Genomic DNA, 15,101 nt, shown 5'->3' with positions numbered 1-15,101 from the left:
CAGAACGCCCCTCTCGGGGCGCCCCGGAGCATTTCCTTACAACACTTCTGTCATGCAACTCCAATGGGAACCGCCGCAAGCCACGGTGGTTCCCGCACGGAATCAGGCGAACACGAAACTCGAGTCCGACAGGTTAGCCACACCCACCCCGATCAGGGTCACGGCATAGTCGCCAATCTTCAGCACGGTATCGGCGCCGGACTGCGAAGCATGTTGCTTGTAGTCGTAGCCCTGCCCCGCGCCCTGCACGCCCATGAACACCAGTTTATCGCTGCCCTGGTAGCCATTGATCGAGTCGAAGCCGAACGCGCCGCTGAACAGGAAGGTATTGTTGCCACCCACCGCATTCATCACGTCGTTGCCGGCGCCGCCGACGAAGGTCACATGGGCCTTGTCGCTGAACAGGTGATCGTCGCCACCCAGACCGAACAGCCAGTCGCCGTCAGCGGTGGCTTTCAGCGTGTCACCGAGTGCGCCGCCGTTGAGCGAATGGTTGTACTGGGTCAGTTCGGCGCCGTTGGCCAGGCCTTTGCCGGTGACGGTCCAGGTGATTTCCTTGCTGCTCCACATCGAACCGGACTCTTTGCTCACGATTGCGCCGATGTCACGGGTCATGCTGATGCCGCCGTAGGCGTCGCGCACGTACAGCGTGCCGTCACCGTCGTTGGCGAAGCTGAAGTTCTGCAACGGTTTCTGCAGGTCGAAGGTGTTGTGGCCCTGACCGCCCAACAGAATGTTGAAGCCACCGTCATCGCGGAACAGGTCATCGCCGGCACGGCCTTCGAGGAAGTCGTTGCCCGCCCCGCCCTTGAGCCAGTCGTTGCTGTCGGTGCCGATGATGAAGGTGCTGCCGGTGTGCGGCTCGCCGCTGCGGCCCAGATCCTCGACCCAGGTCTTGCCCCGGGACGAGGCTTCCAGATTGGACACGATGATGGTCGAGTCCTGGCTGGTGAGGTTGTAGAACTTCGAGTCGATCACCCGGTTCAGGCCGTCTGCATAGCCCAGCGAGCTGTGGGCCGACCAGTTCAGCGGATTGACGATGCTGAACGGCACCAGGTTCTGCGCGGTGGACGCGTAGTTGTCGTTGAAGTTGACGATGTTGTCGGTGGTCGAGTCGTGCGGCTTGTCGTGTTTGCCCATCGAAGCCGTGCTGAACGTAGTGCCGTCGAGCACACGGAATACCGGGTCGTTCTCGTAGCCGATGTTCAGCACGTTGGTGCCGGTGCTGCTCTGGGTCGGCGAGGCGAAGGAAATGTAGTTGGCGTCCTTGAAGAAACCACCCCAGTCGCTCGCGCTCAGCTCCGCCACGCTGTTGACCCCGAGCCCGCCGAGGCTGTGGCCGCTGATCAGCACGTCCTTGGCGGCAATGCCGTGAGCCGTGGCAAACGCGGCGACGGATTTGAGCAGGTTGTCGAAGGCGTTCTTCGCGTAGTTCTTGGCGTAATCCACCGGCCCGATGGCGGCCAGCAGGTTGTTTTTCATGTCGCCGAAGGTGTCGCTGTAACTCAGCCCGCCCGTGCCGCGAAAGGCCACGCCGATGCCGATCAGCTTGCCGGCGGCGTCGTATTTGCCGAGCACTTCCGCCTCGGCGCTGGTGAAACCGTCCTTCTCGCCGAAGAACGTCCCTTTCGCGTCGGTCTTGCCTTGATAACCCAGGGCCGAGGCGCCCAGTGGCGCCCACCCGGTGCCGGGCAAAGGCTGCCCGGTCGGCGTGTAGGAATACAGCGTCAGCGCGATCGCATCGCTGTACAGCGCTTTGCCGTCGGCATTTTTGTAATCGAACAATCCCATGTCGTGCTCTCTCTTCCTTTCAAAAACGGCAGTCCTCTGCAGAACTGCCGCTACACCTTAGAACTGCCAGTCCAGCGTCAGGCCCACACCGTGGTCCTTCTCGTTCGAACCGATCAGTCCGTTGTAGTCCAGGTTGACCCGGACATCGCGATTGAGCGCCAGCCCGGCACGAACGCCGACCACCGCTGCATCTCGATCCATCGACACACTTTGCACGGTGAACGCGCTGTTGCCATTGACGAAGGCCAAGTGACTGTCGGAATCCACGCTGCTCAGGTTGTGCTGCCAGCCCAGTGTTGCGCCCAGTTCCAGCTGATGTTTCTCGGACAGGGCAAACGTGCGCTTGGCGCGAACGCCGAGGGTCGACAGCACGGCGTCGCGGTTGTCCTCACCGCCCTTCAGTGCGGCGGCATCACCCTTTTCGGTGAAGCTGTCGCTGTTCAGGTGCACGTAAGCCAGATTGGCGAACGGCTCCAGGTTCATCGGCTGCAGACCGAGATCGTAGGCGGCTTCTGTGAACAGTTGTGCGGTGGTCGCATCGCGTTTGGTTTTCTGCTTGCCGCTGACACCGGCGAATTGCAGGTCACGTTTGACGTCGATGCGATGCCAGCTGTAAGCCGCGCCGGCGGTCAGGCGCAGGGCATCGATCTGGTGCCCCAGGTATGTACCCAGGTGATAGCTGTCAATCGATGCCGACGAGTGCGTGCCGCTGCCCATGTTCAAAGAACTGTCGCTATAACCGGTAACGAAACCCAAGCGAGTATCTTCAGTAATCAGGCCATCGACACCGAGCAACAAACCGCCAATTGAGCTGTTGGAATTGGCATTTTCATGGCCGCCATCGGTCTTGCCCCAGGCACCGAGCACTTTGAACCAGGCATTGCTGCGGTCATCGGTCGGCGCACCGGCATCGAACAGATCCCGTTCGCGCAGACGTTCGCCCACCGCATCACGCAGGTAACGGCTGTCGTTGATCAGCAATGTGCCAATGGCCGGGTGAATCTCGCCGGACAGTTGCTGGAACGCGTCCTGCGCAACGGCGGCGGTCGGCGACAGCAACAAGGTTTCGAACAACGCATTGCCCGCGCCCAGGCGTTCAGCGGCCGCACCGACGGCGCGCTGATTCGGAGTCAGGCCAACGCTGGCGAACGAAGCACCGTTACGCCCGACATTCAGTTGAACACCGCCCGAGGAGTAATCGAGAGTGCCGCCGAGGAACGCGTAGTTTGGCAAGACCTGACCAAAGCGCCCCTGAATGCCGCCCGCCGCCTGCAGGATGTTGAACTGGCTGCCCAGCAGTGATTTCACTTCCGTCGTGGTCAACAGCGTCGGGCTGTTTTCCAGGGTCAGGGCGACCGTTGCGCCGTCAATGATTGCGGTGCCGCCAGCAACTACACGGTCGCTGCTGGTGGGCGAGACTTCCACGGCATAGGTCGAGCCCGGTTCGAAGGTCACGTCACCGGCCACGTTCAGAGTGCCGATGGAGTTGCCCGGCGCCACGATACCGCCGCTTTTCGCAGTCAGCGCAGCGATGCGCCCGTTACCGCCCAAAATACCGCCGTCGTTGACCGTGACCGCCGATTGCAGCGAGCCATTGATTGCCAGTCGGCCACCGTTCACCAGGGTCGGGCCGGTGTAGGTGTTGGCGCCGGTCATCACCAGGGTGCCGATGCCTTGTTTGGTCAGACCGCCGTGGCCGGAAATGTCGTTGCGCCAGGTGTCGAGCCCGCAGGTGATGTCGGTGCACACGCGCTCGGTGGGCTTGCCGGCATCGATGATCGCGCCGATCCCTGGCAGATCCGCCACGAACTGGCTGGAGCCGTAGGCGCCTTCGATGCGGAACTCGGCCGGAATGTCCTGCTCGGTGACGAACATCGCCGGGCCGTCAATGCCCTTGCGCAGGTTGATCATGCCCCAGCCGTACAGGGCGTCGATGCCCGGAGCGCCAAGGTCGGTGGCGGTGGTGCGCAACACGCTGGCGACCTGGGCACCGGTCATGTACGGGAAACGCTCCATCAGCACTGCCACAGCACCTGCCGCGTGCGGAGCGGCCATCGAGGTGCCGTTGTAGTTGGCATAACCGGTGGTCAGATCACTGGCGTTGGTGCCGCCGATGATCGAACTGTAGATCTGCGTACCCGGTGCCGAGACGCAGAAACTCGCGGTGTAACCGCAACGCGAAGAAAAGGTACTCATGATGTACGGGTTGGCGCTGGTCTGATCCGGGTTTCTTTGCAGAGCGGAGACGGTCATCCAGTTCGGCGCGATTTCCGGCACGAAGTAGCCAAGGCCGGCGATGGCGTCCGGGTTGTTCAGGTTGTAGTCGTTACCGGCGGCAAAAATGGTCACGATTCCGCTGCGTGCGGCAGCGATTGCACCGTCATAGGCGCCGCCGGGTTTGGTGCCGAGCAGCGTGCGGATCTCGTTGAACTGCAATTGCGCGTCGTTGACGGTGAAGTGCGGGTACGCCGGGTTGCGTCCGCCGAGGTCGAAACGGTCAGTGATGCCGATGCCCCAGCTGTTGTTGATGATTCGCGCGCCGCTGGCGATCAGGGCATCCCAGCCGGCCTTGTACACCGCGCCGTCGTTGCCCCGGACGATGCCGTCTTCCGGGCCTGGGTCGCCGTTGTCGGCGCTGATGATCTGCGCACCGAATGCCACACCGTGCATCGGCCCACCGTCACGACTGCCCGCCGCGATACCGCCGACGTGAGTGCCGTGGGCGCCGAGTTTGCCGTTGGAGCCTACCGAAGGTGAACCGTCATAGCGGAAGGCGTCCCCGGCTTTGACCGGGATGTACGGGTCGGTGTATTCGCGGATACCGCTGGTGACCAGAGTCACGACTTTGTTCGGCCCGGAAAACTCCGGGTGCGCGGCGTATACCGGCTGGTCGAAGATCCCCAGTTTCACGTTTTTTCCGGTGTAGCCGGCGGCGTAGGCATAATCCGCGCCGATCGCGCCAAGGCCCCAGTCCGCCTTGAACTCGGCACTGCGCCAACTGGCCGGGTCCCCTGCCCGACCGTTTTCCACGTAGGGCGCGGCGTGTGCGCTGCCCCAGGTGGCCATGGCGCAGAGCAAGGCGCAGTTGAGGGTTTTCAGGCGAAAGCATCCACCCGATTGCGCGGGGGTGTTGTTGTTTTTCATCCAGCGACCTTCCTTAGTGATGTTGCACAAAATCCGTGTGTTCAGCATTTGATTGATCGTTCCCACGCAGGAGCTTGGGAGCGATCAATCACGCTCCATCAGAACTGCCAGTTCAGGCTCAGGCCTACGCCGTGACTCTTCTCGCGGCTGGCCAGTTGTCCGTTGTAATCCAGGTTCACCCGCACGTCGCGACTCAGGGCCAGGCTGGCCTGTACCCCCACCAGCGCGGCGTCGCGCACCAGCGGCGAACTTTCGACGCTGTACGGCGCGCTGCCGCTGGCGAAGCGCAAATGTTGTTCGGATTCAATGTCGGTGAGGCTGTGCTGCCAGCCGAGATGGCCACTGACATCGAGTTTCTGCGAGCCCGACAGGTTGATCGTCTTGATCGCCCTGACGCCGAGGGTGCTGAGCACCGCGTCACGCTGGTCGCCATTGCTTTTCAGCGCGGCAGCGTCGCCCTTCTCGGTGAAACCGTCGCTGTCCAGATGCACGTAGGCCAGATTGGCGAACGGCTCCAGAGCCAGCGCTTGCACGTTCAGCCGGTAGGCCGCCTCGCCGAATACCTGAGTGGTGGTGGCATCGACTTTGGCTTTCTGTTTGGCGCTGACGTCGCCGTATTGCAGGTCCCGTTTCACGTCGGCGCGATGCCAGCTGTAGGCCGCGCCGGTGCTCAAACGCCAGGCGCCGATGTCATGCCCGGCATAGGCGCCGAGGTGGTAGCTGTCGACCTTGGCCGAAGAATGCGTGCCGGAACCCATGCTCAACGAACTGTCGCTGTAACCGGTGACCAGACCGATGCGGGTCTGTTCGTCCAGCGCACCGTCGACACCGGCCAGCAGGCCGCCAATCGAGGTGCTGTAGCCGGCGGTGTCGTGTCGCGAGTCGGTTGTGCCCCAGGCGTCGAGGGCCTTGACCCAGCCGTTGCCTTGCGCGCTGTTCGCGTCGTGCAGGCGTTCGCCGATGGCGTCGCGCAACTGACGGCTGTTGTTGATCAGCACCGAACCGAGGGCCGGGTAGATTTCCCCGCTCAGTTGCTGGAAGGCTTGCTGTGCATCACTGGCAGTGGCGGACAACAACAGGCTTTCGTACACGGAATTGCCGGCGCCCATGCCTTCGACGGCGCTGGCCACGGCCCGCTGGTTCGGCGTCTGGCCGACACTGGCAAAAGACGTCGCGTTACGCTCGACACTCAGCGTGATCCCGTTGCCGGTGGACGCGAGGCTGCCACCGATGAACAGGTAGTCGGGCACCACCGCGCCGAACTGACCCTGAATACCCCCGGCTGCTTGCAGAATGTCGTACTGATGACCAAGCAGGCTTTTCGCTTCGGCGGTGCTGAGCAAGGTCGGGCTGTTTTCCAGTGACAGGCTGACGGTGGCACCGCTGATGGTCGCGGTGCCGCCGGCAACAATGCGGTCGCTGGCCGTCGGGGACAGCTCCACCGCGTAGGTCGAGCCCGGTGCGAAGGTCACGTCGCCGGCCACATTCAAGGTGCCGATGGAGTTGCCCGGTGCCACACGACCGCCGCTGTTGGCGGTCAGTGCGCCGATCCGCCCGGAACCGCCGAGGGTGCCACCGTCATTGACCGTGACCGCCGACGTCAGCGAGCCGTTGACGCTCAGCAGGCCGCCATTGACCGTGGTCGGGCCGCGATAGGTGCTGTCACCGGTCAGGATCAAATGCCCGGCCCCGGACTTGATCAGGCTGCCCTGATACACCCGGTTGGCAGCCGCCGCCTCACGGGCCGTGCCGACGGCGTAATCCGTCTGGTCCTGTTGGCTGGCACCGACCGGAACGCCGTTCTGCCAGCCCTTGTCCTGCAGGGTTTGCTGCCAGACGCTGTGTTCGGCGAGGTCTTCGCTCTGGCGCTGGATCAGTGCCTTGTCGGAGATGTCGTTGCTCCACACATCGCGTTGCCCGGTGGCCAGATTTGCGTCGAACGCACCGAGCAACTGTCCCGGCCCGCCCATCGCCCGCCTCAGGTTGGCCACGCCCCAGCCGACCACCCCGGTCGGCGCATCGGTCACGGAGCCGTCGAGTTGGGTGGCGGTAGTTAGCAACACTTCCAGCGCCTGCTGGTTGTTCATGTACGGGTAACGCTCCATCACCAGCGCCAGGGCGCCGGTGGCATGGGGCGCGGCCATCGAGGTGCCGGACTTGATCCCGTAGCCGCCGTCGGGCACGGTGCTGTCGATCTTCGCCCCCGGCGTGGTGATGCACCAGTATTTGGCGATGCCGCACTGGTTGTATTTCTGCTGATTGCTCTGATCCAGCCCCGACACGGCCAGCCAGTGGCCTTCCAGATCCGGCTGAAAGTACGGCAGCGCCGAGCGCACGCTGGCGTTGGGGTAACCACTGTTGCCGGCGCTGAACACGTTGATCACGCCGCGGCGCGAAACATCGGCGGCGGCATCGAGCCAGGTGCCCTTGTTCCAGTGCTGGGCGTAAGCCGCATGCAGGTCCGCCAGGGTTCGATAGCTGACATCCGGCGGCTGGCTGCCCCAACTGTTGTTGATCGCCCGCACGCCAGCAGCGGCCAGGGCGTCGTACGCCGCTTTGAAATAGCGCGGGTCGGGATTGGGGCCGAACAGGAAGCTGTCGTTCTTGTTGGTGTTGCCGACGTAGATCTGCGCGTTGAACGCCACACCATGCATGCCGGTGCCATCGCGGGAAGCGCCCATGGTGCCGACCACGTGAGTGCCGTGGGAGTCGTTGTTCGGGTTGAGCGTGCCGTTGACCGTGAACAGCGAACCATCCACATAGCTGCCGCTGGCCGACACCGGGTGATAACGGTCGCTGGCGAACTCGGGATGGGCGGCGTCGAAACCGGAATCCAGCGCGCCGATCTTCACACCCTTGCCGGTGATGCCGGCGGCGTAGGCCTGATCGGCCTGCAACCGGTCCAGTCCCCAGTCCCGCAGGAATTCGGCGGAGCGCCAACTGGCAGCGTCGCCAGGTTTGCCAGACTCCGGGTATTGCGCCTGGGCCTGGCTGACAGAAATTGCGAGCAACAGGGTGCCGACCGATGCCGGCTTGAAGCGTACGTCCATGTTCACCACTCGTTTTTGTTGTTTGGTGTAAAAACTACGGTGTTATTGCGTCCGTGGGCCTTGCCCGAATGCTTCATCCACCCGAGCCAGATCCTGCTCGCTCAAGGTGCCCGCGTAGTAATGCAGCTTGGTCCAGGCCATGAGGTAGTCATAGCGTGCCTGGGCCAGATCGCGGCGGGTGGTAAACAGTTGTTGTTCGGCGTTCAGCGCGTCCAGATTGGTCCGTTCACCGCCGAGAATGCTTTGTTTGGTTGAGACCACCAGCGCCTCGGCCGAGGTCAGGGCTTTCTGGTAAGCGCGCAGTTTGTTGACACCGGACAAGCAGGCACTGAACTGGCGCCGCAGTTCGATCAGGGTTTCGCGGGTCTTGCCGTCCAGTTCGTATTCCGCCTGCTCCATGTTACGGCTGGCCTGACGGGTCGATGCCGATACCCCGCCACCGGCGTACAGCGGCACGTTGACTTCGAAGCCGATGGTGTTGGTTTCGTAGCGCTGGTTGTAGGTGTTGCCGCTTTCCGACTCGTTCTGACGCATTGCCGCGTAGGCGCTGACTTTCGGCAGATGCCCGGCGCGGTTGCGCTCCACTTCAAAACGCGCCACTTCCACGGCCTGACGCTGGGACGCCAGGTTCGGGTTGTTGCTGATCGCCAGTTCGTGCCAGGTGTCATAGTTGGCCGGCATCAGGGCGAAGGTCTGGAAGTTCTGATCCAGTGGCGCCAGATCGGTGATGTTCACCGCTTGCTCACCGATCAGTGCCCCCAATTCACGCAACGCGGCATCCTGCTCGTTGCGCGCTTCGATTTCCTCGGCCGTCGCCAGTTCATAACGCGACTCGGCTTCGAGAATGTCGGTTCGCGTGCCTTCGCCCTGCTTGAACATGTGTTCGTTCTGCTGGAACTGCTGCTCGTAGGCCTTTTTCTTGGCCTGGGCGATGTCGATCTGATCCTGAGCGAACAAGGCCTTGGTGTAGTTGTCCAGGACCCGTACCAGTAGCTCCTGACTCTTGCCGCGAAAGTTTTCGTCGGCAAACAGCGACTGCGCCACGCCTTTGCGATAGGCCGCGTAGGCTTCGTAGTCGAGCAACGGCTGCTGCAGGGTCAGGGTCGAGCCGTAACTGTTGTAGTTACGCTCTTCAGTGTTGTTCCTTGCCCGGGAGTCGAGGGACGTGGCCTTCGACGTGTTATGGCCCTTGTTGTAGTTGTAACCCAGTTTCGGCAACAACCCGGCGCGGCCAATGGCCCGGTTTTCAAGGCCTGCATCGCGTTCCTTGATCGCGCCGAGGAACACCGGGTCATTGCGCAACGCCTGTTCGTAAATCTCGAACGGCCCCATGGCCGCCACCGCACTGTTGCCCGCGAGCAGCGCGAACGCTGCCGCCAGCATGGAAAGCTTATTCATACAGCCGAACATCCTTATTCTTCAGTCAATGCGGAGCCGGCCCGGTCGAGCAGCGGTTTGAACAGGTAGTTGAGGAGTGAACGTTCGCCCGTGCGCACGAACATTTCCGCCGGCATGCCGGGCTTGATCACCAGGCCGTTGAGCTTCTCCATGGCCTGATCGCTGACGCTGCTGCGCAACACGTAATACGGCGCACCGGTTTTCTCATCGACCATCTGGTCGGCGGAAATCAGGCTGACTTCGCCGGGAACGCGCGGGGTCTTGCTCTGGTTGAACGCGGTGAAGAGGATGTCCACCGGCAGGTGCGTGCCGACCTTGTCGATCAGGTTGATCGGCAGGTGCCCTTCCACTTCCAGGCGCGTGCCTTGCGGAACGATCTCCAGCAGGGTTTCGCCCTGACGCACCACGGCGCCTTCGGTGTGCACGCCGAGATTGACGGCGATGCCGTCCGAGGTCGCAAGAATCTCGCTGTGTTGCAGGTCAAAACCGGCGGAAGTCAGTTGCTCGGACAGGGTGACGCTTTTCAGTTGCGCGTCGGCCAGTTGGCTGCGGACTTCTTTCTGGTATTCCTCACCGTGCTGTTGCAGTTTCAGGCGCGACTCGAGAATGCCCTGCTCCACCCGGCCGCTTTCGCCGGTGTTCTCGGCCAGTTGCTGCTGCACTTGCGACAGCTGACGCTGGTATTCCATCAAGCGGTTGCGCGGGATGTAGCCGTTGTCTGCCAGCGGTTGCAGGTTACTCAACTGCTGTTGCAGGGAGTCAGCCTGAGCGTTGAGATCGGTACGGGCGCGGCGCATGCCGGCCAGTTGCGAAGTGGCGCCCTCGATGCTGGCGCGCAATGCAGCCTGCTCGCGGGAGAACGCTTCACGACGGCTGCTGAACAGCTGGCGCTGGCCTTCCAGTACCAGCGCCAGGCGCGGGTCCGCGTTATCGCTCAACTCTGGCGGAAACGTCACCTGCTTGAGGTTGTCACGCTCGGCCTGCCAGCGCGCCAGGCTGGCCCAGGCCATGCGGTACTGGGCCTGCAGCGATTGCACGTCGGCGGCGACCTGCGTCTGGTCGAGGCGGAACAAGGGCTGGCCCTGCTTCACGATCTCGCCTTCGCGCACCAGGATCCGGCTGACCACGCCGCTGCTCATCGACTGCACGGCTTTGCGTTTGCCGGAAACCACCACCGTGCCTTGCACCGGAATCCCTTGATCCAGCGGCGCCAGTGCGGCCCAGGCAAAGAAACTGCCAGCGCCGGCCAGCGCCAGAATCCAGCCCATGCGAGCGAAGAACTTCGCGTCGCGCTCAGGGCGTTCGGTGATGTACGCGTGTTCCATCGTTGCTTCGTTTTCTGTGTTCATGCTCGCGCTGCTCATACACCCGAATTCCTTGTGGTGGGCTGGTACTGCCGGCTCATGCTGAGCCCGCCCGGTGCCTGCGCGGTTTTTTCAGTTTGTTGTTGCGGCTGTTGCTGCGGGTTGCCGGACAGTGCCTTGAGCACGTCATGGCTCGGGCCGAAGGCTTGCAGTCGGCCATCGTTGAGCACCAGCAGCTTGTCGGCCTGGGCCAGCACCGAAGAACGATGCGTCACCAGCACCACCGTGGTGCCTTGGGCCTTGAGTTGCACGATGGCGCTGGACAATGCCGCTTCGCCGACGGTGTCGAGGTTGGAGTTCGGCTCATCCAGCACCACCAGGCTAGGTGTGCCGTAAATTGCACGCGCCAGCGCCACACGCTGTTTCTGGCCGCCGGACAGACCGCTGCCGTCCTCGCCCAGTTGCGTGTCGTAGCCTTGCGGCATGCGCAGGATCATTTCGTGAACCCCGGCCTGTTGCGCGGCGGCCACGACTTTCTGCGGATCGGTCTCGCTGAAGCGCGCGATGTTCTCGGCGATGGTGCCGCTGAACAGTTCGATATCCTGCGGCAGGTAGCCGATGTACGGACCGAGCTCGTCGCGGTTCCAGCGATGGATGTCGGCACCGTCCAGACGCACCGTGCCGCCGAGGGTCGGCCACACGCCGACCAGTACCCGCGCCAGGGTCGACTTGCCGGAGCCCGAGGCCCCGAGCACGCCCAGCACTTCACCGGCGGCCAGATTGAAATTGATCATGTGCAAGGTCGCGGCACGTTGCCCTGGTGGGCCGGCACTGACCTGTTCGAACGTGATCTGGCCTTTCGGCGCCGGCAATGCCATGGCGTCGTCGCTTGGCGGGAACGACTGCAGCAGGGAATCGAGTCGGCGGTAGGCCAGTTTCGCCCCGCTCCACTGCTTCCACACCGCAATCAACTGATCGATCGGGCTGAGCACGCGGCCCATCAGGATCGAACCGGCGATCATCATCCCGGCGGTCATGTCGCCCTTGATCACCAGCAAGGCACCCAGACCCAGCACCAGCGATTGCAGGCACAAGCGCAAGGTCTTGCTCAGCGAGCTGATCACCGCACCGGTGTCACTGGCCTGGTTCTGCAGGCCGAGAAAGCGTGAATGCACCTGGAACCAGCGCTTGCGCAGCGAGCCAAGCATGCCCATCGCCTGAATGGTTTCGGCGTTGTGCAGGTGGCTGGTGGCCAACTGGCTGGACTTCTGCGAGAAACCGGCGGCTTCGCCCAGTGGTTTCTTGGTCATGTATTCGTTGAGGCACGCCAGCGCGATCAGCAACAGCGCGCCGGCCGTGGCAAGGACGCCGAGCCAGACGTTGAACAGGTAAATCACGAACAGATAGACCGGGAACCACGGTGCATCGAAGAACGCGAACAGCGCAGGTCCGGTGACGAACTGGCGGATATGGGTCAGGTCGCCCAGCGACTGGCCGGCGTTGCCCTCGCCCTTGAACAGGTTGCGTTCGAACGCGGCTTGATAGACCCGCAGATTGAAACGGCGCTCCAGCTGGCTGCCGATGCGGATCACGATGAAGCTGCGCACCACCTCCAGCAGGCCGATGAACGCGAAGAACCCCACGACCATCAACGACAGCATCGCCAGCGTGGTTTCGTTTTGCGAAGACAGCACTCGGTCATAGACCTGGAGCATGTAAATGGAGGGCACCAGCATCAGCACGTTAATCAGTGCGGTAAAGCATCCGACGCTGATCAGAATACTTTTATAGTCACCCAACGCCTTGAATAAGGGAGCGGTGGCCGGAGCCTTCGCCATCTTCATTGATTATTCCTGAAATGATATTCCCCGCCGTACTTGGCGAGACTTCAATTAATTGCCCGCACCGAAGACGGGACATACACCGCCAGTATTTGCTTACACTTCAATAACAACTTTCGCGACTAAATCCGGCGTTGGCGTTATTGCGGACTCGCTTATAACTGTAACGGGGCGCCTTATATTTAAACTGTGAGTCGCTTCCGGTGATCAGGGCTGTTTGGCAGCTCGCTCGAGTGTAATCACCAGGCCTGACTTCAAAGTGCTCAGATAAAGCCCATCACGTTGTCGGCTGAAAAACTGGATTCTTGAGCCTTCCTTGCCAGTGATCGAAAGACCGTCCGGGTCGGGAAACCAGCCGATGGCGCTGTCCTGCAGCCACGCGCTCAAGCAATCGGCGCCCTTGCCCAGGGTCTGGTTGGATTCGAGGTCGATCTGGCAGGTGTTCGACGGTTTGTCTTGCAGCGCCTGCGCTTCGGGAGCGTCGCTGCGAGCGGTCAGTGTCGCTTGCCACTGCCCGGCAAATACCGATGGATCTTCGAGCCTGAGGCTGCTTGCCATGGTTGTTTCTCCAGAAATCATCATCAGCACCGGCAACAGATACGCTGCCGCTTTGCGGGTAAAAGCGAATTGGATCATAGGAAATTTCACTCCGGCGTGTAGCCTTGCTTACCGGCCAAAGCGATGCAAGTAAAGAAAGCGGCGCATCACGCGCCGCTTTCTTTTTTACATCACGCTACGATGTCGCTGATCGCCGCCTGGCCAACGGTGCTGACCTGGAAGTCCGCCACGCCGTGCCCGGAGAAATCCACCGACAGCAGGCTGTTGCCGCCCGAGGAGGTCAGGATGGCATCGCCCGCCGCGCCGGTGAAGGCGCTGACGAAGTGCAGGCCTGCACCATTGGTGATCGCGCTCAGGTCGATTTTGTCCAGACCGCTGACAAAGTCGAGGATCTGATCGATCGCACCCGGTTTGGAATCGGAACTGGCCGCGAACACGAAAGTGTCCGAACCCGAACCGCCCCACAGCTTGTCGGCACCGCCGCCGCCCCAGATGATGTCGTTGCCGGCACCGCCCTTGAGCTCGTTGGCTGCGCTGTTGCCGATGATCAGGTCGTTGCCCGAACCGCCGATGGCGTTCTCGATGGTGACGCCCTTGGCGATGGACACGTTGCCCACCAGGCCGCCAACGTCGGAGAACGAGGCTTCATTGAGGTTGATCTTCTGGTTCTGGGTGAAACCCGAGAAGTCGAAGGTGTCCTTGCCGCCCGCGTCCCACACCGAGAACACCAGCTTGTCCGACGATGAAGTCGCGCTGAGGAAATCGCGACCGGCGTTGGAGTTGAAGCCGTAGGTGGTGTCACCGGTACGGGTGGACATGTTCGCGCCGTAGAGCTTCTGGATCGCTGCGATATCGTCCATCAACGGGCCCGAAGCATAGGCTTCTACGCCGCCCTTGCTGAAGTTCTGGCTGGTGTTGCTTTCACTCCAGTAACTCATGAGGCTGTAGCCGCGGGTGTCTTGCCCGTAGGAAGCATCCTTGTACGTCGGATTGCCTTCGCCGGCGTTGTAGTCGCCAGGGTGAGACAGGCCCAGGGTGTGGCCGATTTCGTGGGTCAGCGTCTGACGCCCGTAATTGTTCACGCCCGGGTTCTTGTTGACGTCATATCCACTGCCGGTCAGGTACCAGGACTGACCGTCATAGCCTGGCTCGGTGCCTGGCAGGAACGCGAATGCCGCCGCGCCTTCCTGACCGCCGCTGTAGTTACCGAAGGTCATGTGGCCGTCGCCACCCTTGGCTGCTTCGGTAAAGGTCACGTTGGCGACATCGGCCCAGGATTGCATGGCGAGCACCGCCTGGGCTTTTTGCAGGGCACTGAACTGACTGAAACCTGTCACACCCAGGCCGCCGAAGTTGGCCGTCTTGGAGGTCAGAAAGGTGTAGGTCAGTTCGATCTTGCCGCTACCGTCGAGATCGTGCCAGGAGGCACCGTCACGCAGCAGTTGAGTTGCGGCTTGATCCACCGAGAAGGAGGGTTTGCCATTGACCGTGAGGTTGCCGCCACGATCGTACTGATGGCTGAAGCTATTGATCTGGTTGAACGCCGAGCTTGGCGCCGCCAGTGGTGCCGCGTTCAGCTGGAAAGCCTGTTCGGCGGTATCAATAGCATTAGCTTTTACTTTCGACATAAACACACTTCCTTGTTTAGCAATGGAACAGTTTTTGTCCGATAGCGACAACCTCTGGCGAGATTGTCCTATCACTCGCCCAATGAAGGCGTAAGAAACCTGACACAATTTGAAATCTGTCGTCTAGCGATTTTTCGAGATCAAATTGAACTATTCCGGAAAAGTCCCGTAAACAAAGCGCGTGCCGCTGAAAGAATGTTGTAAGTGTGGTGAGTTTGCCTAATTGTCTGACGATTTCTTATTTAAATATTAAATATCGGTAAGTTGCTTTTTGTTAGCCGCGTCTCACTTTCCTGCACTTTATTAGTGCGGTGCCAGCGAAGTGACATCAAACAAATAAACATATGCAGCGAGCGTCATATGCCTCTGACGGAGCGGGGAAAAACC

General features: G+C 61.6%; 8 protein-coding genes. All 8 read right to left on the bottom strand.

All coding sequences use genetic code 11. The annotated features are described in order from the left end of the window. Positions 1-102: 102 nt before the first annotated feature. On the bottom strand, positions 103-1,791 hold the full coding sequence (locus AC07NR_RS06690) for a polyurethane esterase (protein ID WP_495078123.1): 1,689 nt from the start codon (positions 1,789-1,791) through the stop codon (positions 103-105). A 57-nt stretch (positions 1,792-1,848) separates the two neighbouring features. Then, the gene (locus AC07NR_RS06685; protein ID WP_495078122.1) at positions 1,849-4,935 is read right to left on the bottom strand and encodes an autotransporter domain-containing protein; all 3,087 of its coding nucleotides are present in this window, start codon (positions 4,933-4,935) and stop codon (positions 1,849-1,851) included. Positions 4,936-5,033: 98 nt separating this feature from the next. Continuing rightward, positions 5,034-7,985, bottom strand: a complete 2,952-nt coding sequence (gene eprS / locus AC07NR_RS06680) for an autotransporter serine peptidase EprS (protein ID WP_495078121.1) — start codon at positions 7,983-7,985, stop codon at positions 5,034-5,036. 42 nt (positions 7,986-8,027) lie between these two features. Beyond that, a complete protein-coding gene (locus tag AC07NR_RS06675) occupies positions 8,028-9,395 on the bottom strand; it encodes a TolC family outer membrane protein (RefSeq protein WP_305832990.1) in 1,368 nt (455 codons plus the stop codon). Between the two features lie 2 nt (positions 9,396-9,397). Then, a complete protein-coding gene (locus AC07NR_RS06670; RefSeq protein ID WP_248739645.1) occupies positions 9,398-10,747 on the bottom strand; it encodes an HlyD family type I secretion periplasmic adaptor subunit in 1,350 nt (449 codons plus the stop codon). Next, positions 10,744-12,531: a type I secretion system permease/ATPase gene (locus AC07NR_RS06665; protein WP_248739644.1), complete on the bottom strand. Its 1,788-nt coding sequence runs from the start codon at positions 12,529-12,531 to the stop codon at positions 10,744-10,746. The genes AC07NR_RS06670 and AC07NR_RS06665 overlap by 4 nt, the downstream gene beginning before the upstream one ends. Positions 12,532-12,735: 204 nt before the next feature. Next, positions 12,736-13,164 (bottom strand): AprI/Inh family metalloprotease inhibitor, encoded by a 429-nt coding sequence (locus tag AC07NR_RS06660; RefSeq protein WP_248739643.1) that lies wholly within the window; start codon positions 13,162-13,164, stop codon positions 12,736-12,738. Positions 13,165-13,256: 92 nt separating this feature from the next. Beyond that, positions 13,257-14,714, bottom strand: coding sequence for a serralysin family metalloprotease (locus tag AC07NR_RS06655; protein WP_495078120.1), 1,458 nt, complete (start codon positions 14,712-14,714; stop codon positions 13,257-13,259). Between the last annotated feature and the right edge of the window lie 387 nt (positions 14,715-15,101).

This window comes from Pseudomonas sp. GW821-FHT09C09, from assembly GCF_059418105.1.
This window is presented reverse-complemented; position numbering and strand designations above follow the sequence as displayed.

What these genes read in the sequence shown, in the direction of transcription:
- AC07NR_RS06665 (WP_248739644.1), bottom strand. Translation starts at nt 12,531, where the DNA reads ATGAAGATGGCGAAGGCTCCGGCCACCGCTCCCTTATTCAAGGCGTTG.
- eprS (WP_495078121.1), bottom strand. Translation starts at nt 7,985, where the DNA reads ATGGACGTACGCTTCAAGCCGGCATCGGTCGGCACCCTGTTGCTCGCA.
- AC07NR_RS06690 (WP_495078123.1), bottom strand. Translation starts at nt 1,791, where the DNA reads ATGGGATTGTTCGATTACAAAAATGCCGACGGCAAAGCGCTGTACAGC.
- AC07NR_RS06660 (WP_248739643.1), bottom strand. Translation starts at nt 13,164, where the DNA reads ATGATCCAATTCGCTTTTACCCGCAAAGCGGCAGCGTATCTGTTGCCG.
- AC07NR_RS06670 (WP_248739645.1), bottom strand. Translation starts at nt 10,747, where the DNA reads ATGAGCAGCGCGAGCATGAACACAGAAAACGAAGCAACGATGGAACAC.
- AC07NR_RS06685 (WP_495078122.1), bottom strand. Translation starts at nt 4,935, where the DNA reads ATGAAAAACAACAACACCCCCGCGCAATCGGGTGGATGCTTTCGCCTG.
- AC07NR_RS06675 (WP_305832990.1), bottom strand. Translation starts at nt 9,395, where the DNA reads ATGTTCGGCTGTATGAATAAGCTTTCCATGCTGGCGGCAGCGTTCGCG.
- AC07NR_RS06655 (WP_495078120.1), bottom strand. Translation starts at nt 14,714, where the DNA reads ATGTCGAAAGTAAAAGCTAATGCTATTGATACCGCCGAACAGGCTTTC.